The 22,376-nt window shown below is 49.2% G+C and carries 21 protein-coding genes; 7 read left to right on the top strand and 14 right to left on the bottom strand.

What is annotated here, in order from left to right:
- Window position 1 precedes the first annotated feature (1 nt).
- From lon to UYK_RS0121010, 9 genes are all read right to left on the bottom strand, one after another.
- Window positions 2-2,491 (bottom strand): endopeptidase La, encoded by a 2,490-nt coding sequence (gene lon, locus UYK_RS0121050; RefSeq protein ID WP_009756744.1) that lies wholly within the window; start codon window positions 2,489-2,491, stop codon window positions 2-4.
- Between the two features lie 2 nt (window positions 2,492-2,493).
- Window positions 2,494-2,901: an Hsp20/alpha crystallin family protein gene (locus tag UYK_RS0121045; protein ID WP_009756743.1), complete on the bottom strand. Its 408-nt coding sequence runs from the start codon at window positions 2,899-2,901 to the stop codon at window positions 2,494-2,496.
- A gap of 180 nt (window positions 2,902-3,081) precedes the next feature.
- Complete coding sequence (locus tag UYK_RS0121040; RefSeq protein ID WP_016872108.1) at window positions 3,082-3,366, bottom strand: hypothetical protein; 285 nt, start codon at window positions 3,364-3,366, stop codon at window positions 3,082-3,084.
- A gap of 28 nt (window positions 3,367-3,394) precedes the next feature.
- Window positions 3,395-4,771, bottom strand: coding sequence for a glucose-6-phosphate dehydrogenase (zwf, locus tag UYK_RS0121035; RefSeq protein ID WP_009756741.1), 1,377 nt, complete (start codon window positions 4,769-4,771; stop codon window positions 3,395-3,397).
- The gene (locus tag UYK_RS0121030; protein ID WP_009756740.1) at window positions 4,771-5,118 is read right to left on the bottom strand and encodes an NAD(P)-binding domain-containing protein; all 348 of its coding nucleotides are present in this window, start codon (window positions 5,116-5,118) and stop codon (window positions 4,771-4,773) included. Before UYK_RS0121030 ends, zwf begins: the two co-directional genes overlap by 1 nt.
- A 31-nt stretch (window positions 5,119-5,149) precedes the next feature.
- Window positions 5,150-5,638 (bottom strand): hypothetical protein, encoded by a 489-nt coding sequence (locus UYK_RS0121025; RefSeq protein WP_009756739.1) that lies wholly within the window; start codon window positions 5,636-5,638, stop codon window positions 5,150-5,152.
- Window positions 5,639-5,682: 44 nt separating this feature from the next.
- The gene (locus UYK_RS0121020) at window positions 5,683-6,150 is read right to left on the bottom strand and encodes a CBS domain-containing protein (protein ID WP_009756738.1); all 468 of its coding nucleotides are present in this window, start codon (window positions 6,148-6,150) and stop codon (window positions 5,683-5,685) included.
- Between the two features lie 108 nt (window positions 6,151-6,258).
- Window positions 6,259-7,281, bottom strand: coding sequence for an HPF/RaiA family ribosome-associated protein (locus tag UYK_RS0121015; RefSeq protein WP_009756737.1), 1,023 nt, complete (start codon window positions 7,279-7,281; stop codon window positions 6,259-6,261).
- Window positions 7,282-7,446: 165 nt separating this feature from the next.
- Window positions 7,447-9,357 carry a chloride channel protein gene (locus UYK_RS0121010; protein WP_009756736.1) on the bottom strand — a complete coding sequence of 637 codons (1,911 nt, stop codon included), beginning with the start codon at window positions 9,355-9,357 and terminating at the stop codon, window positions 7,447-7,449.
- Between the two features lie 204 nt (window positions 9,358-9,561).
- Here UYK_RS0121010 and UYK_RS0121005 point away from each other — a divergent pair, with 204 nt between their 5' ends.
- Complete coding sequence (locus UYK_RS0121005; RefSeq protein ID WP_016872107.1) at window positions 9,562-11,250, top strand: phosphatidylglycerol lysyltransferase domain-containing protein; 1,689 nt, start codon at window positions 9,562-9,564, stop codon at window positions 11,248-11,250.
- Window positions 11,251-11,256: 6 nt separating this feature from the next.
- Here UYK_RS0121005 and UYK_RS0121000 read toward each other — a convergent pair whose 3' ends face one another.
- The 4 genes from UYK_RS0121000 to UYK_RS0120990 form a co-directional block, all read right to left on the bottom strand.
- Window positions 11,257-11,664: a response regulator gene (locus tag UYK_RS0121000; RefSeq protein WP_016872106.1), complete on the bottom strand. Its 408-nt coding sequence runs from the start codon at window positions 11,662-11,664 to the stop codon at window positions 11,257-11,259.
- A gap of 352 nt (window positions 11,665-12,016) precedes the next feature.
- The gene (locus UYK_RS0120995; RefSeq protein WP_016872105.1) at window positions 12,017-12,415 is read right to left on the bottom strand and encodes a response regulator; all 399 of its coding nucleotides are present in this window, start codon (window positions 12,413-12,415) and stop codon (window positions 12,017-12,019) included.
- A complete protein-coding gene (locus tag UYK_RS27430; protein WP_180962355.1) occupies window positions 12,408-12,557 on the bottom strand; it encodes a hypothetical protein in 150 nt (49 codons plus the stop codon). The genes UYK_RS0120995 and UYK_RS27430 overlap by 8 nt, the downstream gene beginning before the upstream one ends.
- A gap of 235 nt (window positions 12,558-12,792) precedes the next feature.
- Window positions 12,793-14,994, bottom strand: a complete 2,202-nt coding sequence (locus UYK_RS0120990) for an ATP-binding protein (RefSeq protein ID WP_235182365.1) — start codon at window positions 14,992-14,994, stop codon at window positions 12,793-12,795.
- Between the two features lie 74 nt (window positions 14,995-15,068).
- Between UYK_RS0120990 and UYK_RS26600 the strand changes: the two genes are divergently transcribed.
- On the top strand, window positions 15,069-15,218 hold the full coding sequence (locus UYK_RS26600) for a hypothetical protein (protein ID WP_162138650.1): 150 nt from the start codon (window positions 15,069-15,071) through the stop codon (window positions 15,216-15,218).
- 36 nt (window positions 15,219-15,254) lie between these two features.
- Here UYK_RS26600 and UYK_RS0120980 read toward each other — a convergent pair whose 3' ends face one another.
- Entirely contained in the window at window positions 15,255-17,105 is a 1,851-nt protein-coding gene (locus UYK_RS0120980; RefSeq protein WP_016872102.1) for a response regulator, read from the bottom strand.
- Window positions 17,106-17,597: 492 nt separating this feature from the next.
- Here UYK_RS0120980 and UYK_RS0120975 point away from each other — a divergent pair, with 492 nt between their 5' ends.
- The 5 genes from UYK_RS0120975 (at window position 17,598) to UYK_RS27620 (ending at window position 22,316) form a co-directional block, all read left to right on the top strand.
- Window positions 17,598-18,038, top strand: coding sequence for an Hsp20/alpha crystallin family protein (locus tag UYK_RS0120975; protein WP_009756731.1), 441 nt, complete (start codon window positions 17,598-17,600; stop codon window positions 18,036-18,038).
- A gap of 349 nt (window positions 18,039-18,387) precedes the next feature.
- Window positions 18,388-20,256, top strand: coding sequence for a molecular chaperone DnaK (dnaK, locus tag UYK_RS0120970; RefSeq protein ID WP_016872101.1), 1,869 nt, complete (start codon window positions 18,388-18,390; stop codon window positions 20,254-20,256).
- Between the two features lie 105 nt (window positions 20,257-20,361).
- A complete protein-coding gene (locus UYK_RS0120965) occupies window positions 20,362-21,132 on the top strand; it encodes a ChaB family protein (RefSeq protein ID WP_016872100.1) in 771 nt (256 codons plus the stop codon).
- Between the two features lie 60 nt (window positions 21,133-21,192).
- Window positions 21,193-22,188, top strand: a complete 996-nt coding sequence (locus UYK_RS0120960) for a DnaJ C-terminal domain-containing protein (protein ID WP_016872099.1) — start codon at window positions 21,193-21,195, stop codon at window positions 22,186-22,188.
- Window positions 22,185-22,316, top strand: a complete 132-nt coding sequence (locus UYK_RS27620) for a hypothetical protein (RefSeq protein WP_268741953.1) — start codon at window positions 22,185-22,187, stop codon at window positions 22,314-22,316. Before UYK_RS0120960 ends, UYK_RS27620 begins: the two co-directional genes overlap by 4 nt.
- The last annotated feature ends 60 nt before the right edge of the window (window positions 22,317-22,376 follow it).

Genomic DNA, 22,376 nt, shown 5'->3' with positions numbered 1-22,376 from the left:
ATCATGAAGCATCAAGATTGGCAGCTGTCAACGCCGTCGCCAGAACTTCCTCCGCCGCACTCACGGGTACAAACTGGAGTTGATGGCGCACTTCTTCCGGCACATCTTCTAAATCTGGTTCGTTCCGCTGGGGGAGAATCACTGTCTTAATTCCTGCTCGATAGGCGGCTAATACTTTTTCCCGAATTCCCCCCACTGGTAGCACTTTGCCCCGCAGCGTGATTTCTCCCGTCATGGCCACATCATTACGAACCAAGCGACCAGAGGCAACAGAGGCGATCGCTGTTACCATCGTCACCCCCGCTGAAGGCCCATCCTTGGGTGTCGCCCCCGCTGGCACATGTACATGCACGACTTTTCCCATAAATACCTTGGGATCAATCCCCAATTTCTCCGCATTAGACCGTACATAGGACAGGGCTGCCTGGGCAGACTCCCGCATCACATCCCCCAGCATCCCGGTTAACACCAACTGTTCGGCACGTCCAGGCATCATGGTCGCTTCCACAAACAACACATCGCCACCAGCAGGAGTCCAGGCTAAACCTGTGGCAATACCGGGGCGATCAATCCGTTCCACCACTTCATCAAGAAACCGGGGGCGACGCAAATAATCAGGAAGTTGCTCGGCTTCGACGGTGGTGGCTGTCACTTTTCCTTCCGCAATTTGGCGAGCCACTTTGCGCACCACCGCACCAATTTCTCGCTCTAAACTGCGAACCCCTGCTTCACGGGTATATTCCCGAATAATCCGCTGGAGTGCCGCATCGGTAATTGCCAGTTCCTCTGGCTTGAGTCCATTAGCCCGTAGCTGTTTGGGCAGCAGATAGCGACGAGCAATGTGCAACTTCTCCAGTTCAGTATAGCCAGAGAGACTTAAAATTTCCATGCGATCGAGCAAGGGAGAGGGGATGGTTTCGACAGTATTGGCTGTGCAGATAAACAATACCCTGGATAAATCAAAAGGTACGCCTAAATAGGTGTCTACAAAGGTATGATTTTGGGCTGGATCGAGGACTTCCAGCAGGGCTGCTGCTGGATCGCCCTGAAAACTTCTGCCCAGTTTATCCACTTCATCCAGCATAAACACCGGATCAGCCGTTTCGGCTCGTCGCAGAGCTTGAATTAAGCGCCCCGGTAACGCCCCAATGTAGGTACGACGATGACCGCGAATCTCGGCTTCATCACTCACCCCACCCAAACTAATGCGGACAAACTTGCGTCCCATTGCCCGGGCGATCGACTGTCCCAGGGAAGTTTTACCCACGCCGGGTGGCCCCACAAAACACAAAATCGGTTCGCGGCGAATCTCCTCTAGCACGGTTTCTGGAGGCTTTTGGGAAGCTGGTGCCTCTTCTGGAGCCTTTTCCTGGACAGAGGATTGCTCTTCCAGAACGGCACCACGCTCACTCTTGAGCTTTTTAACCGCCAGATATTCCAGAATCCGGTCTTTGATCTTCTCCAGATCATAGTGATCTTCATCCAATACTTGGTGCGCATATCCCAGGTCGATCGCCTCACCTGTCGTTGTATTCCAGGGCAGACTCACCATCCAGTCGAGATAGGTACGAATCATGCCGTATTCCGGGGAAATGGCGGGCAGTCGTTCCAGGCGTGACAATTCGCGGAATGCCTCTTTACGGGCTTCTTCGGGGAGCTGGGCTGCTTCCAGTTGGTTGCGTAGTTCTTGAATTTCTGCTTGTTCTGCGTTTTCTTCACCCAGTTCACGCTGAATCGATTTCAATTGTTCCCGAAGAATGTATTCCCGTTGAGATTTAGAAATTTTTTCCTGGGCATCCGAGGCAATTTGTTGCTGTAACTCCCGCACGGCTAATTCTTGCTGGACAATTTCAATCAGCCGCTGGAGCTTGTTTTCTACAGCATCTAACTCCAGGATTTCTTGCCGCAGGGGCGTTTCCATTGGGGTCATTGCCGCAACCAAGTAAGCAAACAGGCGGGGATCGCTGATATTTTCACCAGCAGCAGCTAATTCGTTAGGAATATCCTCCGTCAGGGGCACCAGTTTGCTAAATAACTCACCCAATGTGCGACGCAAAGCTTCTAGCTCCGTCACACCGGATATCACCTGCTCCGGAGAGGTTTCAATCCTGGCTACTAAGAAGGGTTCGGTTTGCAGAAAGTCCAGGATACGAATGCGTTTTAGTCCCTGAACAACGAGTTGGAGGGTGCCATCCGGCAAACGCAATAGTCGGTGAATAATTGCAGCAGTCCCCACACGGTAGATATCATCCGGGCCTGCTGGACGGGCCTCTGGGTGACGCTGGGCCACCAGTGCCACCAGCCGATTAGTCCGCATAACTTCATCTACCAGTTTGACCGATCGCTCCTGCCCAACCACAATGGGAGCTACCGCCATTGGAACTATCACCGTGTTGATGAGCGGTAAAACCGGCAGAATGTCGGGAATTTCGGGAGTTGTTTGGGCATCTATTTCGGAATTCTGATTCACATTGATGGGTGTATCGGTCATAATCACACCTCTGCTTTGGGTAGGATGACATACAGGAAACCCCGGTCATAGCGCGCCTGGATGCGATCGCGGTCAATTCGCTGCTGGATGGGAACTTCCAGTCGAAAAGCACCATAGTGAATGTTAACAGCGTGGTACAGTCCCTCCCCTTCAAAGCTCTCCCAGGGGCGCACACCTTGAATCACCAGGGCATTTTCGTAGAGGGAAATTTCAAAGTCTTCTTCCACCATGCCCGCCACTTCAACTTTCACAATTAGGGCGGTGGGCGTTTCATAGAGGTCGGCGGCGGGTTGCCACTGTGGATAGGCAAAGCTTGCCTGAAGTTGACCTTCCCAAACGGTGGACTGGGAAGGCGAAGTTATGCCAGAAAAAACACCCGTATATCGGTAGCTAAATCGACGGTAGCGCATAAATTTGATGGTTTCAATGATGATTTTGATAGATAATTGTCTTTTTCCTGGAACTGGCAATCACCAGAGATGTACTTAAGCTTCAACAATAGGCATTTTGCAATAAAAATTTGACTCCTTAGAATGACAATTTAGTGTTTATCGTGGTGCGAATTTGCGATCAGGTTTTACAAACTTGATTTAACTCGATAATCCCACCCCATCTTCAATCCAAATGGCAACCGTGCCGCCATCAGCCAGGAAATCAGCCCAACCAAATTCATCAGTGTAGAGTTCTTCGGCTTTGCTGCCATACATTTCGTAGCGATCGCGCACAACCAGGAAGCCATCTGGCGTTGCTTTAATGGTTGCCAGGTGATAGAAGCGTTTACTCGAACGTCCCGTATTCATACGAATTGCCTCCACACGGTTGTATGCATTATTGATGACAACAGCCATAGCCTCAATTAAGATCATTAAGATCATTTTCAGGGCAAAATTTGATTGATTCCATTCAATCTAAAAGTGGAAAATGCCAACCACCATCGGGTGGAGTCAGGCGATCGGCAAGGGGAGGTCCCCATGTGCCGGGTTCATACTCATAAACTGGCGATTTTCTGGTCAAAATAGGCTCCACAATTCGCCACTGGGCTTCTATTTCCTCCTGGTGGGCAAACAGCATGGGTTCTCCTTTAATTGCATCTCTTAAGAGGCGCTCGTAGGGTTGCATTTCACTCGCAGGTTCAACCTGAGCAACCAGTCCCACTTCATTACCAACCATTCCCTCACCGGGTGCTTTAGAGCGAACTCCGATCGCGGTTAACATATTGGGACTGAGACGAAAGTAAAAATAGTTCGCCAATCCAAACGCCCGTTCACCAAACACATCTTGAGGAGGACGCTTGAGCCTGAGTAACACTTCTGTTGCAGAAATCGGTAGACATTTCCCCGCACGCAGATAAATTGGCACCCCCGCCCATCGCCAGGTTTCGAGTTCGAGCTTGATCGCCGCAAACGTTTCTACCTTAGAGTCAGGGGCAACATCTGTCTCTTGGCGATAGCCACGATATTGCCCCCGAACAACATCAAGCGGATCAATTGGACGAATTGCTTTTAAGATACGTGCTTTTTCTTTGCGAATTGCATCACTATCTTCGGTTGGTGGTGGCTCCATAATGAGGCATGCAAGCACTTGAAGCAGATGATTTTGGATGACATCTCGAATGGCACCTGTTTCTTCATAAAATTTGCCGCGCCCCTGAATATCGAGGGTTTCAGCCATTGTTATTTGAATGCTAGAAACATGGGTACGGTTCCAGATGGGTTCTAATAGGGAGTTGGCAAAGCGCATATAAAGCAGATTCTGAACTGGCTCTTTGCCAAGATAATGGTCAATCCGAAAGATTTGTTCTTCTGAGAACAGCGTGTGGAGAATGTGATTCAGGTGCCGTGCAGATGCAAGATCGCGTCCAAAGGGTTTTTCTACAATGACACGCCCATTTTGAGAGCAATTGACCTGCTTTAATCCAGCTACGACAGTACTAAACAGGCTGGGCGGAATCGCTAAGTAAAATAAGGGACTCTTTGAGTTTTCTAAGACATGGCAAAGCTTTTCGTAAGTCCCGCGATCGCCATAATCTCCTGAAATGTAGCAAAGTAATGAACACAGCTTCTTAAAGGCAGGTTCATCCACCCCTCCCCGTTCCTCCAGGCTGCTGTGAATATGGCTTTGTAATTGCTCAATGCTCCAGTCACGCCTTGCTACCCCAATCACCGGAATCTCCAGGTGCCCCTGCTGAATCATTGCCTGCAACGCTGGAAAGATTTTTTTGTAGGCTAAATCACCTGTAATTCCAAACAAGACAAGTGCATCAGACGCTGTGGCTACCATCATTTACCTCCAGAACCGGAATGGTAGGTTTGCACATGTCCACCAAACTCATAGCGCAAAGCAGAGAGCAGCTTATCTGCAAAGTCGGCTTCACCCCGTGAGCTAAATCGCGAGTAGAGGGCTGAACTCAAAACAGCGGACAGCATCAGCCAGAAGGTACGGGGTTTGGCAAGCGCATTCACTAAATTAGAGAAAGCAGTCACGCCACGGGCGATCGCCCCTTCTTTTACTAATGCTTCTGTTTTTTCAGATTGGCGAGTGTAGCCAATAACTGTATGTCCAGCTTGTGTTAGCCGACGTGCCATGTTAGCCCCCATCCGCCCCAGTCCAATCAATCCAAGTTCCATGATCAAAATCTCGTCTATTGATTTTTTGCTTTTAGATCTTCCACAGAATTGGCAGGATTCCTCCTACCGTTGTGCTGAGTGTGCAGACGATTGCTAAAAGCCCAAAGATCTGCGAGTAACGCCATCCAATTTGATGGAAACGGTCGATCAGATGGGACAGGCTAATATCGAGTAAAAAAACGTTCATCCAACTGAGGGCGATCGCCACTGCCCATCCATAGATGCCACTATCCGTCAGGGCACCAACCAGAATCCAGGTAGCACTAAACGTCAGCGAGAGTAAGCCAGCCCAAACTGGAAACCCCGCTAGCCAACAGCCACGCACTCCTGCGGTTGCAATCATCAACAAAATCGCGCTGATTGGAGAATGATTAGTGACCGTGAACCAGCCCAAGCCGCCGAAAATCAGGATCAGCAAACTCAATTCTAAAAAGCCACTGATCTGGGAACGGAGCGAAGAAGAGAATGATAATGTTGAGCGATTATCACCTTGAAGCGAGTCTGAAATTTTGCTGATCATGATCCTGTAGCTCCTTGCGAACTTCTCTGGGAAGAGTCATGCAATCAATCTGATTTCAACGCACGTAATAGATCATCCCGTGTAATAATCCCAACCAGTGCCCCCGTTTCATCCACAACAGGTAGACGATTTACTCGTTTCTCTAGCATTAAATCAGCCGCTTGGGAGATAGGAGCATCTGGGGCGATCGTGATTGGGTCAGGTGTCATCACATCCTGGACTAGAATCCCTAAACTCTTTTTCAACTGCTGCACAAAATGATCAAGCGGTTCGAGATAAATGATTCCACCTAAAAACGAGAGATACAATGGCAAGCGAACAGGACGCTCTCTGAATAACAAATCTGCTTCTGAAACGACGCCAACCACCTTACCTGTTTCATCAACTACAGGAAGTCCACTGATGTGGTTTTCCTCAAGACATCGCAAAACCGTTTCAACAGAATCTGTCGGCTTTACAGTCACCGGGTCGGTCGTCATCAAATCCTTAACCTGGCGCGTTTCAGTCAGCATCGTTGCAATTCATCGAAAGTGGGCTATTTAAGCTTAAGCCGAAAATCTGAGGAAAATCTGAGGTGAATGAGTGTTGTCTTGTCTGTTACCGTGTGGGCGACTGGCCAATCAGTTTTGACGTTGATAGATTTGCTGCCACAACTGATCTTTAAGGAAAGTCTGTGCCGCCTCAATATCTGCCCGTACTTCTGTAACGCTTCGTTGTTGCAGCATGGCGATTTCCTCCACCTCCCATCCTTCTAGGAGGTAAAGCATCAATGCCCGACGTTGCAGCTTGGGCAATTTCGATAATTGGGCAAACAACCACTGCTCCTTCTCATCAAGGCTGTAGGCCTCCCAGGGTTCTTCAACTTCGTGTTGGGGAAGGATGTCCTCTAAAGTCAAAGATTCCAAATCGCCCCAAAATGGCTCGTTGTCTAGAATCCAGCCACTTGCCACACGAAACCGCGGATCATCTTCTGAAATTTCGGTCTCTAAAGAAATGGCAGGAATTGCTTTAGCTTCTCGCTCATCGATGATTTCATGCATTAGTCCACTGATCCACTGATCGAGAGGTTGCTGAGGAGGACGTTGCTCAAAGCCTTCCCAGGCCCGGAGGATCGCTTCATCGAGTAGATCGGATACCGTCATTTCATCAGGGGAAACCTTGCCTTCTAGTTGAGCAAAAACTAATTCCCGCCGGGCATGATTTCGTAAGTTGCGTAGTACAGGACGTAATAAATCAAAGAAGAATTCTCGGCGTTGTTGGCGAATATCTTGTTCTAACAATTCCAGGGCAGTAGCAAAGTCTGTTTGCTGCTGTTGTTTTTTCCGGTGGGTGCGATCGCGCCGCAACTTATCTTTGTGGCGACGAATTTCTTCTGCCAGAATATCGACAGCTTCATCGATCGCAGCTTGATACACGTCCTGTCGAGTTTTGGATTGAGCCACAAGCACCTGAGTCGGCAACATTAATACTGCTCTTGCTTGATAGCCGTCAGGATTGCGATCGACCATCAATCTTAAATGCCGTTGCTCCTCTGGAAATGTTTGCAAGAGTCGAGCAATTCGAGGCTGTTTTCGGCTCCAGTAGTCGCGAATTCCTTCTTTGACCGTATCGGGACAATTGTGAAAAATCAGATGCTGTACCATCAGTTCCTCCCGTGTATTGCAACAGTAAATAGTTGCTTTTTATACCTAAAACCCGAAGATTGGATGCCACTAGTGTTCGACAACTTCAAATCCTCTATCCCTATCACTGCAACTTTTACCAGGGAAACCTGTAGAAAAAATGAGACGTTTGTAGATTGTGCAACTTCAGCTTGACGAATTGACGGTGATGGGTTCCTGCGGAGAAATCATTGCCAGTGCAGCTTGTGTCATCACTAAGTTTCCTGCTAACTCCACTTGGTTACGTTCGATGACTCCCACCACTGTACGGGGGTTATCTTTATCAACTACTGGTAAGAGATATAGCCCTCTAGCTCCCATACGCTCTAGTGCTGCGGCAATGGATTCATCCTCATAGGTATAGAGAACTTCTCTAGTGCAGATTTCTTCAAGCGTTTGCTGAAAGGGATTTTGATCAGTTGATTGAGATGCCTTATCGATAGACTGAGAGCGTTCAGCGACAACTTGGGTGATTTTTCGCCGAATGTCGGCGAGGGTGACCACTCCAACTAATTGTCCTGTATTATTAAGAACTAAAGCTGTATGGCATTTGTTTTGTAACATCGTTTGTCCTGCCTGAATTAATGGCATCGATGCAGGTAAGGCAAAATAATCTCGATTCATGAGGGCAGAAACAGCTACATCTCCCAGAAGCTCTATCTCATCCTGGTTTTGCAGATTTACCCCCATTTGGGGTAGATCTAATTCTCGATTCGAGGAATTATACTGCATCAAATCAACTACCCAAACACTGATCCCCACTGCCGCCATCAGTGGCAAGACAATCAGGTAATTGCGGGTCATCTCAAACAGCAACAGAATCGCAGTCAGTGGTGCTCTCACACTTCCGGCTAAAACAGCAGCCGTTCCCACTAGGGCATAGGCTGGAGGAGGTGCGATTTCGGCATGGGGCCAGATTGTAAGCAGGAAATTGCCATAAGCACTCCCCAAGCAAGCTCCCAGAAGCATGGCAGGCGCGAAGATTCCCCCTACCAAACCACTGCCTAAACTAATTGCCGTGGCAATTAATTTGACAATTAGTAAGACACAGAGAAATTGTAGAGAAAATTGCTCTCCTTGAAGAATTAACTCTAGTACATCATAGCCGACACCAAGAATTTGTGGTAGCTTGAGTGCCAGAAGTCCGACAATTATTCCTCCTAGCAGTGGTTGTGTAATAGCAGGTAATTTACCTATCCCTATTTGGTTCGTCCATTCACCTTGAAAACATGCCTGGGCAAATCGAATTGATCGCGTATAGATGATTGAAACTAAACTTGCTAGTATCCCTAAGCCAAAATAGTTCAACCATTCCCAGTAGTTCATTAATTGATAAGTTGGCAAATCAAAGGCAGGATGTGCTCCCAAAAAGCTTTGAGCAATTAAGGCAGAAATAACCGCTGACAGCAAAATTAAACTGGCAGCAGGGGTAGCAAATCGGGTTCCCAAAATTACCTCGATCGCAAAGAAGACCCCGGCGATCGGTGCATTAAATCCGGCAGCAAATCCAGCAGCAGCCCCCGCTCCTAGCAATAAACGATAGCGTTCTCGCGAAACTTGAAATGTTTGTCCTAGTAATACACCCACACTAGAGCCAATTTCCACACTCGGTCCTTCTGGTCCTAAGGATGCTCCTGTTCCCAAAGATACAGCAGCAGCCAGCATTTTCACGAAGGGGCGCAACGGAGAAAACAGTTGGACTCTGGTATTACTCAACAGTGCTGCTAGGTCTTGTCCTAATAGGGTTGGAAACGACCAACGCAAGATACCAATCAGCAAGCCGCCTAGGGCAGGAATAGTAGCGAGTGTCCAAGTTCCCCATTTTAATAAGTAACTGAGTACCTGCACAAATGCCAAAGTTTGCACTAAGGAAATTAAGTTTTGAAATAAAACAATTGCTAAGCCTGCTCCTCCACCAATAATCAATGCAGAGAAGATTACCAAGACTTCTGGCGAGGGCTGCAAGCGATTCAGCAGGCTGGTGAGGCGATCGCTCAGCGAAGGGATTTTCGCTCCTAAGGACGGCAGTATTCTAGGTGGCGGAGTTGTCGCAGTCATTGAGTGGGGCTTGAATAAGGTGAATTGGTGCAACGTGAGTGCCGATGAAAATCTGGGAGGAAGTTGCTAGACGTGTGAACTGCGCACGCAGGTCACACTAAACTTTTCAATTCGATCTTCATCGTTTGCTTAGATTATTAATTTAATTTCTAGAAGTTGTTAGTTCAACAAAAGCCTATGTCGGACACTACCGCCCCCAGTACCATGAGCGCGACTCCAAAGCCCAACTTACCTCAGCGCGCGATCGGACTATGGATTGTTACCGTCTGGATTGCTGCGGTGGGGATAACGAATTTGTTATCTGCCGTCACGCCGGGTGTATCTGAACGAATGGAGTGGCTAAGAGCAATTTTTCCCTTTGAGGTCAGTGCAGGCGGTAATTTATTTGCAGCACTCAGTGGTTTTTTTCTACTCAGTTTGGCGACAAATCTGCTGCGACGAAAGCGTTTAGCTTGGTGGCTTGCGGTTTTCCTATTAGGTATTTCTTTGTCTTCTCATCTTGTGAAAGGATTGGACTATGAGGAGGGATTACTGTCTTTGGGGCTGTTTGTCTTGTTGTTGCCGATGCGACACCAATTTACAGCCCAATCCGATCGCCCGTCGATCGCCCAGGGGGTACGGGTCTTAATTGGTGCATTGTTATTCACCTTAGCCTACGGTACGGCTGGATTTTTTCTACTCGATCAAGAATTTAGTACACGCTTCAACTTCTGGCAAGCGATCGGACAAACTTTGGCGATGTTCTTCACGCTGGATCAAGCTGGATTGGAACCAACGACGCGATTCGGGCGATTTTTTGCCACATCCATCTATCTGGTGGGAGCGAGTACATTGTCCTATGCGTTGTGGATGTTGTGGCGACCCGTGATATTGAGGGGAATACCTGCTACGGATGAAGAACGTCAACGGGCAAAAGCAATCGTACAACGTTACGGGCGCTCATCCCTGGCTCATTTAACGCTCTTAAGCGACAAGTCTTACTACTTTAGTCCTTCAGGAGAAAGCGTGATTGCTTATGTTCCGAAAGGGCGAGGTGCTGTTGCTTTAGGCGATCCGATTGGCCCAGAAACAGACGTGACGCCAGCGATCGCAGGATTTGTACGATTTTGTCATCGCAACGATTGGCATCCTGCTTTCTATCAAACCCATCCTGATTACTTAGATCAGTATCATCGCCTGGGATTCAAGTCTGTCAAAATTGGTGAAGAGGCGATCGTAGATTTACAAAGATTTACGCTCCAAGGTAAAGCCGGACGAAATTTGCGGAATGCTGTCAATCGCCTGACAAAATTAGGACATCAAGTCGATTTTCATACTCCGCCACTGACTGACAGGCTACTCAAAGAGTTGCGATCGGTGAGCGATGAATGGTTAAAAATGCGGCAGGGTTCCGAAAAGCGGTTTTCATTAGGATGGTTTGATGAAGTCTATCTTCGGGAATGTGAAGTTGCTGTTGTCCAAACACCGACCGGACAAATCAGTGCCTTTGCCAATGTCATTCCGGAGTACCAACTGAATGAAATCACGATTGATTTAATGCGGCGAAGGTTAACCGTAGAACATGGCACTATGGAGTTTCTCTTTATTTCCTTGTTTCAACACTTTAAAGAACAAGGGTATGACCGATTTAATTTGGGCTTATCTGCTCTTGCGGGTGTGGGAGAAGATCCCTTCTCTCCTAAGCTAGAAAAAGCACTGCACTATCTTTACGAACACCTGACTCGATTTTACAACTTTCGAGGGTTGCATGAATTTAAAGAGAAATTTCATCCCCGTTGGGAACCCCGCTACTTTATTTATCCCGGAGTGGCTGCTTTACCGGAAGTAGTAGTGGCTCTGATTCGGGCCGATTCGGGCGATCGCCTGCTGGATTATTTCAGACCTGGTGCTTAGGAAAACTTAGAGAACCCAATTCAAGCAAGTTGCAATTTCTCGGTGCAGAGTCAACGGGTTAAAGGGTTTACCAATCAAACCTTTGATTCCCAGTGCTTCATACTGCTTAACGTCCAAAGAATCGGCCTTAGCCGTTAATAAAACCACAGGAATCGAGCGCGTTTCTGTCTGAGCCAGCAGCAGCTTGAGAAACTGGTAGCCGTCCATTTCTGGCATCATCACATCTAAAATGATCGCATCGGGATGTTCTGTTCTGGCTTTTTGTAAGCCCTCTTCTCCAGACTCTGCTACAATTACCGTCCAGTGGGCAATTTTTTCCAGACAGGTTTGCACGACGCGCCGTACATCAAATTCATCATCTACAAACAAAATGCGTCGCGTGGCTAGAATATTTTTTGCCGATGAGTCAATCATTGGCTGTTGTTGTATCGATCCGAGATTTGAGAACACCGCTATACTCCTGCACTGGGAGACCTTCAACTTCCTTCAGGTTTAGACTGATAGATTGTAATACTGACTTAAGCGTTTAAGTGTATCAATTTTGGCTTTCTTTTTTAGTACGTCTTAGATGATTCAGCCCGCCTTTCCCCAAACAGGCTAAGGTTCAGGGAGAGGGGCCAAGCACCCTGGAAGATAGACAGTAATCAGTGCAGGTTTTATTGCCCATTAAAAACCAGAATTCTAAGGAAACGCTGAGGGAGTTCAGGTTTTAGGTTGCGGAGACGGGGATGGTTTGCGATGACTGAAGTTGTTACAACAAGCCCTTTTACCAGTGGAGTTGGGTGATGATTTGATCGGCGAGTTGCAGGACGTTAAAGGGTTTGAGGATGACTCCTGCAATGTCAGCACTATTGCCTCCCAAGTTGTCTGTGGAGTTGGGGTCGGTGGGGTCACTGGCTGTGAAGAGAATCACGGGAATCGATCGCGTCACTAAATTGGTTTTCAGGGTTTGCAACCATTCCCATCCATTGCCATCGGGTAGGCTCAGGTCGAGTAAGATGAGATCCAGTGGTTGGGTTTGGGCAATGGTGAAGCCGTCCTGTCCGGTCTGAGCGGTTAGAATCTTCCAGCCTTTGAGGCGTTCCAGAGTAATTTTGACAATGCGACAGAGATCGGGTTCATCATCAATCAGCAAGATGCAGCGATTGGGATTAGAATTAAACATAAGAGTCAAACATATTGCTTTGAGCATAGGGAGAGTGTTGCCCACACACACCAGAGGGTTGAAACTGGAGCGATCGCCCCCAATGGGGTTGTACGATTATTGCCGACAATGTGCGGTTGATTCCTGGGCTGAAGTGCTCCACCCAGACGTTCAATCTAAAGCAATTGCAATGAATAACGACAATCCCGTCCTACTCCTGAGCGATCACAACATAAGTCACAAGACGGGCATCACTCCAAGTTTTTATCTTGACAGGCAGTGAAATCTTTTGAAAATACGGTATTCATGACAAAATAGGCCGTATTTCACGCCCAGATCCTAAACCGATCCCATTCCACATCGAGATTCAGATCCCTTCGGTCACTGCTTGTTCTACCTTAAAGAAGCTTCTGTGTTGTCTGGTTTCTTTCCGCTTCTTGTCGCTGCTCTGGATGGGGCAATGTGAAATAAAAGGTACTGCCTTTGTTCAGTTCGCTTTCTACCCAGATGCGCCCGCCATGTTGTTGCACAATCTGGCGACAGATGGCTAGTCCCAGTCCGGTTCCTCCCTTTTGGCGAGAGTCGGAAGCATCGACCTGCTGAAAACGACCAAAGATGGTTTGTAACTTATCTGCCGGGATACCGCGTCCTTGATCGGCGACCGAAAACTGGATGATGGACTCGGAGGCGATCGCCTCTGCGGTGACAGCGATCGCTGTTTGGGGAGGAGAGAACTTGATGGCATTGTTGACTAGATTGACCAGAACCTGCACCAGCCAATCGGGGTCAGCCCAGACCCGGAGATCGTCGGGTACAGTTGCCTCCAGGCGAATCTGGTGGGTAGTAGCGAGAGCTTCAACGCTGGAAAAGGCTTGCTGCACCAGAGAAATCACTGGACACCACTGATATTTCAAATCCACCTGTCCTGATTCCAAGCGATTCAGTGCCAGAATGTCGTTGACCAGTCTCACGAGCCGCTCAATGTTGTTATTGGCAATGCTTACCATCTCCCTAGCAGTTTGGGGATCGTCATCTAAAATGCCTTCGGCAACCAATCCCAAAGCACCGCGAATCGAAGACAGGGGAGTGCGAATTTCGTGGCTGATGATGGAGATAAATTCTCGCTTGAGCCGCTCCAGTTCTCGTTGCCGGGTGACATCTCGCAGCACAATTAATCCCCCGGTTACAGTTGTGCTGCCGTTGTGCAGGGGCGAGTAACGGGCTTCAATCATTTGCAATTGCCCAGTTTGGGGATGGGAGCGGGAAAAATCAAACGCCGTTACGGTATCCGCCATACCCAGATGCAGGTGCTGGAGAGTAGAGTCTGGAACAAGAGAACGGAAGAGATCCATCCCACACTGCCCAATGGCGCGATCGCGGGGAATGCCCGTCAGGGCTTCCATCGCCGGATTCCACACGGTACAGGTTCCCTGCTCATCAAAAGCAGCAATGCCGTCTACACTACTGTTGATGAGCTGAAGTGATCGATTGCGTTCCTGGCGTAGCGCATCCCGTAATTGTACCTGAGTCGTAATATCTCGTCCTTCAGCAATTAACCACATCACCTGCTTTGATTGAGCCGAATGGACAGGTTTCACGGAGACATCAAAGGTATGGGGCTGCCCAGTCGGGCTATTGAAGGTGACTTCGGTGTAGAAGAAGCGCCCTGCTGCTGCTTGACTAACCGCCGTTTTGGCAATTTCAGTTAATTCTGAACTTTGCTGCCAGAGGGGGAATTCCCAGAAAGGTTTGCCCAGCACGTCTTCCCGTGTCACTTGAGCAAAGGTGAGGGGTGCTTGATTAACTTCGATCAATAGGCCTGCGGGAGTTAACAACCCGGCAAATTCGTACAGTTCATCAAACACAGACTGAAACTTGTGTTCGCTGCGGCGGAGATTGGCTTCAGCCTGCTGTCGCTTTCCGGCTTCTAGTCGCAGTAGGGCATAGATAGTCGCCAGGGACACCAGACTCAAGCTATAGGCGATCGCCAGAATATGGTTTGTTATGCCCGTCAGGCGGGCAGTGGCGGCGGTGCGCTGTTGTAACAATTGTTGCTCGGTGGCAGCCATCTGGTTGAGCAGGGCAAAGATTTGTTGCTGGAGGCGATAGTACTCCGCACCGCTCAGAGAGCGATCAGGTGTTTGAATCACAGAGGAGGGCTGCGCTTCAGATTGATTCTCCGTTGGAGATGGCTCAACCTGAGACTGGTGGAGCGCCTGATACTGCTGCCAGAGGATGTTGATTTTTTGCAGGCGAGTTTGCTGGGTAGGATTGTCTGCTGTCAACTGCTGGAGTTGCGCCAGGGCTTGCTGTGTCTGTTGCACACTGGTTTGATAGTCTTGCAAAAAGAGCTTAGAGTCAGGCTCGACGTCCTGACTCAGCCAATAGCCTCGCCGCGCTTTCGCCGTGCCATTCAGGTTAGTTTTTGCCCGCTCCAAGGTCAGCAATATATCGTAAGTGTGTTGCACTCGTTCTTGGGTGGTTTGCCACTCGCGGGCATTGAGCAAGGCTACAACACCAGTACTACCCAAAAGCAAAATCGCCACGAGCAATCCCGCATTCACCAATCGTTTCTGAAGATGAAACCGATCCTCAGACAAGACGCTACTCCTGCAATGGGTGGATTTTTCTTTTACACTTTAGCACGGTGATTCATCCTGGAGATGTGATAATCTTGTATAGTCGCCTGGATGCCTTCAGTGAGTTAGATTCTGGAAAAGCAGGAACTTCAGCAGTTCAGGCGTATCAAGAGGCGATCGCCCCTCATAAAGAGCAGATGCGTCTGGAAAGCGAGCAGCAGAATTCAATGCAGACGGGTAGATAACTGACTCACATTGATTCTCTTTGCTTCAGCCCACCTTTAGGCGGGTACCTCCTCCAGAGCACTTATACGTCCCAGGCGTTTTAAAATTCGTTGAATTAAATCAGCTTCGGTGATCGGCTTGAGGACGTAATCATCGGCTCCGACTGACAGGGCTTCATGCAACGTATCGGCATCGGCATGGGCAGACAGAAACAGGATGGGCAGGGCGTACCAATGGGCATCGCAGCGAACCACTCGGCACAGGTCAATGCCGCTATATTCGGGCATAGACACATCTAGCAGCAGCAGATCGGGGCGGGTTGTTTGCAGCACCGACCAGAACTGGCTGGGATCGCTCAGCCCGGTGACTTGAAACCCCCAGGATTGCAGTTGTGTCTGCAATCGTGTCAGCAGGTCGGGATCGTCATCTACAATCAGCAGCTTGGCGGTGATGGGATCAAAGCGGTGCAGCAGGCGATTGACAACTCGCCATATATCGCTGGGAGATGCAAATTTTTGCAAGTAGGCATCGGCTCCCAGACGGGCAACAGTAATGCGATCGCGTAGCGTCTTTGAAGGAGAATTGCTCAACCCATCTTGCTGGGTCAAAATCAGGACGGGTGTAGATCCCAGGCGTTTAATTTGTGTCAGGAAAGTGAGTCCCGTGTTCTGGGTATCTGGGAAGTCCAGATCGAGAATAATGGCATCGGGCGTTTGGGTCAAAAGCTGCTGACGGGCGCTGGTGAGGTCGGTGGCAGTGTCCAGGTAATATCCCCAACTGGGTGCTTCGGTTTGGAGGGATTGCAACAGGGTGGGGTCAGGGGCGATCGCCAAAATTCGGTGGGTCAGCGGCGGTTGGGATGCTGTTGAGCTTGCAGGAGCATTGGCAAAGGGAGATTGAGTAGTCGCTTGCCGGAGTTGCTGTAGCAGGGTGGTTAATTGAGGGGCGATCGCAGATTGAGGCGCAGCAAATCCTTGCTCAATATGTCGCGCCAGTGTCGCTGCCTCTGGTTGCCCGTAAGCACTGAGGGACCCGATCAACCGATGAGCAATGTACTGAGCCTGCTGCTGTTGCGCTGGGGTCAGCGTTTGGTTGGCTAAGTTGCTGCTTGCTTCTTCCAGCAGGCTTAACTGCTCCTGGAGTCGTCCTTGAAACTCCTGCCACATCTGCCCAATGGCGGCGATCGCCTCCTGCTGTCCAGCGTCAAGGGGTTCCTGAGAGTGCGTTTGCGGTTGCCAAGCTCGTAAGCGATAGCCCAGTCCATATAGCGTTTCGATCGGGTCGTTGGGCAGCCCGGCGGCTTCCAGCTTGCGGCGTAGTCCCCGAATTTGGGTAGTGACGGCTTCTTCCCCTGGGCATTCATCAGTCGACCAGGCGTGATCGAGCAATGCTTTGCGATCAAAAATCCGGTGGGGATAGCGCAAAAAGAGTTCTAGTAACCGGTACTCTTTGGGGGTTAGCTTAATCGGATTGCCCTGATAGGTGACTTTGCAACCTTGGGGATCAACCTGCAACGCTCCCCAGGTCAGGGTTTCAGTAATAGGGGTCTGTCCCCGCCGCAGCAAAGCCCGAATTCGCGCCAGCAATTCTGCGGAGTCGTAAGGCTTGGTGAGATAGTCATCCGCCCCCGCTTCTAACCCAGCCACGCGATCGCCCACCGCATCCTTCGCTGTCAATAGCAAAATCGGGATAGTTTGCTGCTGTTGCCGAATCCTGCGACACAGGGAAATACCGTCTGCATCAGGCAACATCACATCCAGTACAATTAAATCGTAGGGAACCGTTTGGAGCAGTGCTAGTGCCGTCTGAGCATCCGGCGCAATGTCTAGCGTCAATTGCTGGGTGGTAAGTACAGCCCTCAGAGCAGAAGTTGTTTCGCGATCGTCATCTATAATCAACAGTTTCATCGTTCTGCCGCCATCCTACTACCCGTTATCTCCATTTTCCTACGATCAAACCAAGCAACGATTTACTTTCCCTCCTTTCCCAAGCCCTTCTCCCTTTTGAGGATAAGGTGAGCCGGATTGAATTCCCTCTCCCGCTTTGGCAGAGAGATTTAGGGTGAGGGCGACAAGCGTGGGATGCTCCCTTAACTTCCCCTCCAATATAATAATTGGCGAGGCAAATCCAGCCAGTCCTCAGAAAGTCCTCAGATTTTTTCCCTACTTTTAATCTTGAATCTTCAGTGCAGAACTCCAGAGAATTCCCGTTCTCTGTTTCCTGTTTCAGCACCAAGGCAGATTCAACATTTGCAGTTTATAGTAACAGTTTGTAGTAGTGACTTCAGTCATGACAGGCTAAAGCCTGCACCACGAACTCAGACAACTTGTTGGAGACAATTCATTCGATCGCATAAAAAATAACATCGCAAGTATCGACATAACAGGAGGTAAATTCCTATGGCACTCGTTCGTTGGGAACCGTTTCGGGAAATTGATACACTGCAACGGCAGATGAATCGCCTATTTGACGAGCTAATGCCGACCGTCCGCGAAACTGCAAATGGCATAACCTTTGTTCCCCCAGCCGAAATGGAGGAAACCCCCGATGCGATTCACCTCAAGCTAGAAGTCCCAGGTATGGATGCGAAAGATCTGGACGTCCAAGTATCGGCAGACTCTGTTTCGATTATGGGTGAACGGAAATCGGAAACTAAAACAGAAGAAAAAGGAATGACTCGCACAGAATTTCGTTACGGCAAGTTTCAGCGTATAATTCCATTGCCTGCGCGGGTACAGAATACCAATGTTCAGGCTGAGTACAAAGATGGCATTCTAAAACTCACCTTACCGAAGGCTGAAGAAGAAAAGAACAAGGTTGTGAAAGTGAACTTGGGTTAATCTAAAGCAGTCAATCCTGAGTGATTCATCCATTGACTGCACAAGGGGGATCGGAAAGAGGAACTTTTCCCATCTGGAAGACCGATCCCCTTTAATCTGAAATCAGTTCTACACTATTTTTATATAGTGGTTCTCTAGGCATCAATTTACAGGATCTACTGCTTGCTTGGTGAAGAGAAATTGCAGCTAAAACTGCACCTACAAATTATAGTCCACTAGAGTTTAGCTACCCTCAGCTCATAATCGCAGCCTTAGGCACCCCAAAAAGGCTGCAATCAGTCTCTTCAGGCTCCGTTGATCGCGCCATAAACCGTTTTAGGACAATTTGGAATAGTGGAGGAAACAAACGATGGCAAAAGTCGTTGGCATCGATTTAGGAACAACAAACTCCTGCGTGGCAGTGATGGAAGCAGGACAACCCGTTGTCATTGCTAATGCCGAAGGCAGCCGAACCACGCCATCGGTTGTAGCATTCACCAAAACGGGCGACAAGCTCGTTGGACAAATTGCCCGACGGCAGGCAGTGATGAACCCAGACAATACTTTTTACTCAGTTAAACGATTTATTGGACGCAAGTATGATGAAGTCACCGAGGAAGCCAAACAGGTTTCCTACAAGGTATTACGAGACAGTAATGGCAATGTCAAACTTGACTGCCCAATTTTGAAAAAGCAATTTGCACCAGAAGAAATCTCGGCTGAAGTGCTGCGCAAACTGGTCAATGATGCTAGCAAGTATTTGGGTGAACCTGTCACCCAAGCCGTGATTACCGTCCCAGCGTACTTCAACGACTCGCAACGACAAGCCACCAAAGATGCCGGACGGATTGCAGGCATTGAAGTTCTACGCATTATCAACGAGCCAACAGCGGCAGCACTGGCCTATGGGTTGGATAAGAAAAGTAATGAAACGATTCTGGTGTTTGACCTGGGGGGCGGTACGTTTGATGTCTCCATTTTGGAAGTGGGCGATGGCGTGTTCGAGGTCAAATCCACCAGTGGTGATACCCACTTGGGTGGAGATGACTTTGATAAAAAGATCGTGGATTGGCTTGCCACTGAATTTCAGCGCAATGAGGGCGTTGATTTACGCAAAGACAAGCAAGCCTTGCAACGGCTGACAGAGGCAGCAGAAAAAGCCAAGATTGAACTGTCGGGAGCGACTCAAACGCAAATTAATTTACCATTCATCACAGCTACCCAGGACGGACCGAAGCACCTGGATGTGACCTTGACCAGAGGTCAGTTTGAGCAATTGTGTAGTGACCTGCTCGATCGCTGCCGCAAACCCGTTGATCAAGCATTACGCGATGCCAAACTCACTGCTAGCGACATTGATGAGGTCGTGCTGGTGGGTGGTTCGACTCGCATTCCAGCAGTGCAGCAATTAGTGCGGCAAATGACCGGAAAAGAACCCTGTCAGGGCGTGAACCCGGACGAGGTTGTTGCTGTAGGTGCGGCCATCCAAGCGGGGGTATTGGCAGGTGATGTTAAAGACGTGTTGCTATTGGATGTCACACCATTGTCTTTAGGGGTAGAAACCCTGGGTGGCGTGATGACCAAAATTATCCCTCGCAACACCACCATTCCAGTCAAAAAGTCGGAGGTGTTTTCAACTGCTGCCGATGGCCAAACCAATGTGGAAATCCATGTTCTGCAAGGGGAGCGGGAGCTGGCATCCGACAACAAGAGCTTGGGAACCTTCCGACTCGACGGCATTCCTCCCGCACCGCGTGGTGTACCCCAAATTGAAGTCACCTTTGACATTGATGCGAACGGCATTCTCTCTGTCTCTGCCAAAGACAAAGCCACTGGCAAGCAGCAGTCGATCACGATTACAGGTGCCTCTACGCTCGATAAATCAGAAGTCGAGAAAATGGTGAAAGAAGCCGAACGCAACGCCGAAGCCGATCGCCGCCGCCGCGAACAAATTGACACCAAAAACAATGCTGATTCGGTTGCTTATCAAGCCGAGAAGCAACTCAAAGACTTGGGCGATAAAGTCCCCGCCGCAGACAAAACTCGCCTGGAAGAGATGATTCAAGACTTGCGAACCGCGATCGAGCAAGAAAACTACGATCGGATGAAATCCCTCACCAACGACATTCAGCAGGCACTCATGCAAATTGGCAGCGCGGTCTATTCTCAGCAGACAGGTGGCAGCACGAGCAGCGGCGGTGAAGATGTTATCGACGCTGACTTTATAGACCAAAAGTGATGGATGAGATTTGCCGTCAGGTTGGTAGTAAGTGCTGAAGCGCTTACTACAAGCCAAACATTCCCAACCACCAATTTGAAGACATTGAATTAAGGAGCAGCAACCATGACTTCAGCCTTTGCCAAAACCCCAGAAAAGTGCGTTTCCGCCACCTTCAAAGATGAGAAAAAGCTACAGGATGCTGTCCAACGCCTGCTCGATCGCGGTGTGCCCAAAGAGCGGATTTCCATCATTGGACGTAACTTCCAATCGGAAGCCCGCATTACTGGGTTTTTGACTAAAAAAGACGTGATTTTGGATGGTTTGGCCAGCGGTGCGCTCTATGGTTCGCTCTTTGGGTCTGTCCTGAGCCTGCTGACTGGGGTAGGTGTGCTGTTTATTCCCTTTTTGGGAGCAGTGGTGGCAGCCGGACCGCTGGCAGCGGCTCTGCTAGGGGCAACTAGCGGTGCGTTGTATGGGGCGCTGGGTGCAGGGCTTGGTTCGGTGCTGATGTCATTAGGAATGCCTCAAGAAAAGGCTGCTATTTATCAAACACGGGTGCAAGCGGGTGAATTTTTGCTGGTTGTGGAAGTTCCCGAAGAAAAATCGGGTGAAACCTTTTTGCTCCTACAAAGTGCCGGGGGTGAGGAAGTTGCCACTACAGATATGCAAATTCCCCATGAACCCGAAGGTAAATTGACAGGCAGTGACCAACTCTCACCTGAAATGAAGGCAGATTTGTCGGAAGAAGCGCAACAAGCCTTTGTGGAAACCTATAATCAGTCCCTCAACGAATCTCCAGAGAAAGCCAATGCGCTGATGAAAGCCTGGGAGCGCATCAAGCAATTGTTTGATCGCGATGACAAGGGCATCTTTTCAAAACGCAAAGCCAATTAAGGCTTGGTATTGACTCTCACTGCCCGATACACCACTAGTTTTCCTGCCGTGGAGTTGCCGATGGCTACAACCGATTTCAAAGACTATTACGAAATCCTGGGAGTGAGTAAAACCGCCACACCAGAAGAAATCAAAAAGGCCTACCGGAAACTGGCGCGCAAATATCATCCAGATCTAAATCCAGGTGATCAAGAGGCAGAAGCTCGCTTCAAAGAGATCAACGAAGCCCACGAAGTGCTGTCTGACCCAGAAAAGCGCCAGAAATACGACCAGTTTGGGCAATATTGGAAGCAAGCCGCTGCGGGTACACCCCCGCCGGGTGGAGCTGGCTTTGAAGGAATGGATTTTGGACAGTACAGCAGTTTTGATGACTTTATTAACGAACTGCTGGGACGCTTTGGGCGCGGCGGTGGTGCTGGGCGACGGGTATATACCTATCGGACAACAACGGGTCCAGAGGGATTCCGAGAATACGTGGACTTTGGGGACGATCCCTTCAGCCGTTTTGTGGAAATGCCTGCCCAAGATACAGAAGCGGCGATCGCCCTCACCCTTTCCGAAGCCTTTCACGGCACCCAAAAACGGTTGCAAATCGGGGATGAAACGGTTACTGTTCGCATTCCAGCCGGGGCAAAATCCGGCAGCCGGATTCGGGTAAAGGGCAAAGGGCAGATCAGCCCCTTTAGCCAGCAGCGGGGAGATTTATATCTTACTATTGAGTTACTGCCTCATTCTTTCTACAGATTTGAAGGAAATAATTTAATTTGTGAAATCCCGATTAGTCCGGCAGAAGCTGTACTTGGTGCCCAAATAAAAGTTCCAACGCCGGACGGAAAGGTAACGATGAGCATCCCCCCTGGCGTGGATTCTGGACAAACCTTGAGGTTACGCGGTAAAGGCTGGCGCGATCCCAAAGGCAACCGGACGGATTTGCTAGTGCGGCTGAAAATTGTCACCCCGAAAGAACTGAGTGTGCAGGAAAGAGAATGCTATGAAAAGTTGCAGCAGGTCAGCAGTTTTGATCCTCGAGGTGCGATCGCGGAGGTGCATCTATGACCACTAGCATGGGACTTTCACGAGTGGTTTGGTCTAATGGGGGCGATCGCCTCTACAGCTTTGAGCAAGCCGCTTACTTTACCCAAACCTTTTATTTCAGGAATTTGAACCAAACGACCAGAAATTGAGCATTGCAACTTAATGACTCACAGAATCCTTATCAAAAGAATCAGACTTTATCGCACGAT

The organism is Fischerella thermalis PCC 7521 (assembly GCF_000317225.1).
In the GTDB taxonomy this organism is placed as follows: Bacteria; Cyanobacteriota; Cyanobacteriia; order Cyanobacteriales; family Nostocaceae; genus Fischerella; species Fischerella thermalis.
Note: the sequence above shows the minus strand (reverse complement) of the source record. Positions and strands in the feature narration are given on the sequence as shown.

What these genes read in the sequence shown, in the direction of transcription:
- UYK_RS0121025 (WP_009756739.1), bottom strand. Translation starts at nt 5,638, where the DNA reads ATGATCAGCAAAATTTCAGACTCGCTTCAAGGTGATAATCGCTCAACA.
- UYK_RS0120960 (WP_016872099.1), top strand. Translation starts at nt 21,193, where the DNA reads ATGGCTACAACCGATTTCAAAGACTATTACGAAATCCTGGGAGTGAGT.
- lon (WP_009756744.1), bottom strand. Translation starts at nt 2,491, where the DNA reads ATGACCGATACACCCATCAATGTGAATCAGAATTCCGAAATAGATGCC.
- UYK_RS0120980 (WP_016872102.1), bottom strand. Translation starts at nt 17,105, where the DNA reads ATGAAACTGTTGATTATAGATGACGATCGCGAAACAACTTCTGCTCTG.
- UYK_RS0121015 (WP_009756737.1), bottom strand. Translation starts at nt 7,281, where the DNA reads ATGGTACAGCATCTGATTTTTCACAATTGTCCCGATACGGTCAAAGAA.
- dnaK (WP_016872101.1), top strand. Translation starts at nt 18,388, where the DNA reads ATGGCAAAAGTCGTTGGCATCGATTTAGGAACAACAAACTCCTGCGTG.
- UYK_RS0121020 (WP_009756738.1), bottom strand. Translation starts at nt 6,150, where the DNA reads ATGCTGACTGAAACGCGCCAGGTTAAGGATTTGATGACGACCGACCCG.
- UYK_RS0121005 (WP_016872107.1), top strand. Translation starts at nt 9,562, where the DNA reads ATGAGCGCGACTCCAAAGCCCAACTTACCTCAGCGCGCGATCGGACTA.
- UYK_RS0120965 (WP_016872100.1), top strand. Translation starts at nt 20,362, where the DNA reads ATGACTTCAGCCTTTGCCAAAACCCCAGAAAAGTGCGTTTCCGCCACC.
- UYK_RS0121000 (WP_016872106.1), bottom strand. Translation starts at nt 11,664, where the DNA reads ATGATTGACTCATCGGCAAAAAATATTCTAGCCACGCGACGCATTTTG.
- UYK_RS0121010 (WP_009756736.1), bottom strand. Translation starts at nt 9,357, where the DNA reads ATGACTGCGACAACTCCGCCACCTAGAATACTGCCGTCCTTAGGAGCG.
- UYK_RS27620 (WP_268741953.1), top strand. Translation starts at nt 22,185, where the DNA reads ATGACCACTAGCATGGGACTTTCACGAGTGGTTTGGTCTAATGGGGGC.
- UYK_RS0121030 (WP_009756740.1), bottom strand. Translation starts at nt 5,118, where the DNA reads ATGGAACTTGGATTGATTGGACTGGGGCGGATGGGGGCTAACATGGCA.
- UYK_RS0120975 (WP_009756731.1), top strand. Translation starts at nt 17,598, where the DNA reads ATGGCACTCGTTCGTTGGGAACCGTTTCGGGAAATTGATACACTGCAA.
- UYK_RS0121040 (WP_016872108.1), bottom strand. Translation starts at nt 3,366, where the DNA reads ATGATCTTAATGATCTTAATTGAGGCTATGGCTGTTGTCATCAATAAT.
- zwf (WP_009756741.1), bottom strand. Translation starts at nt 4,771, where the DNA reads ATGGTAGCCACAGCGTCTGATGCACTTGTCTTGTTTGGAATTACAGGT.
- UYK_RS0121045 (WP_009756743.1), bottom strand. Translation starts at nt 2,901, where the DNA reads ATGCGCTACCGTCGATTTAGCTACCGATATACGGGTGTTTTTTCTGGC.
- UYK_RS0120995 (WP_016872105.1), bottom strand. Translation starts at nt 12,415, where the DNA reads ATGTTTAATTCTAATCCCAATCGCTGCATCTTGCTGATTGATGATGAA.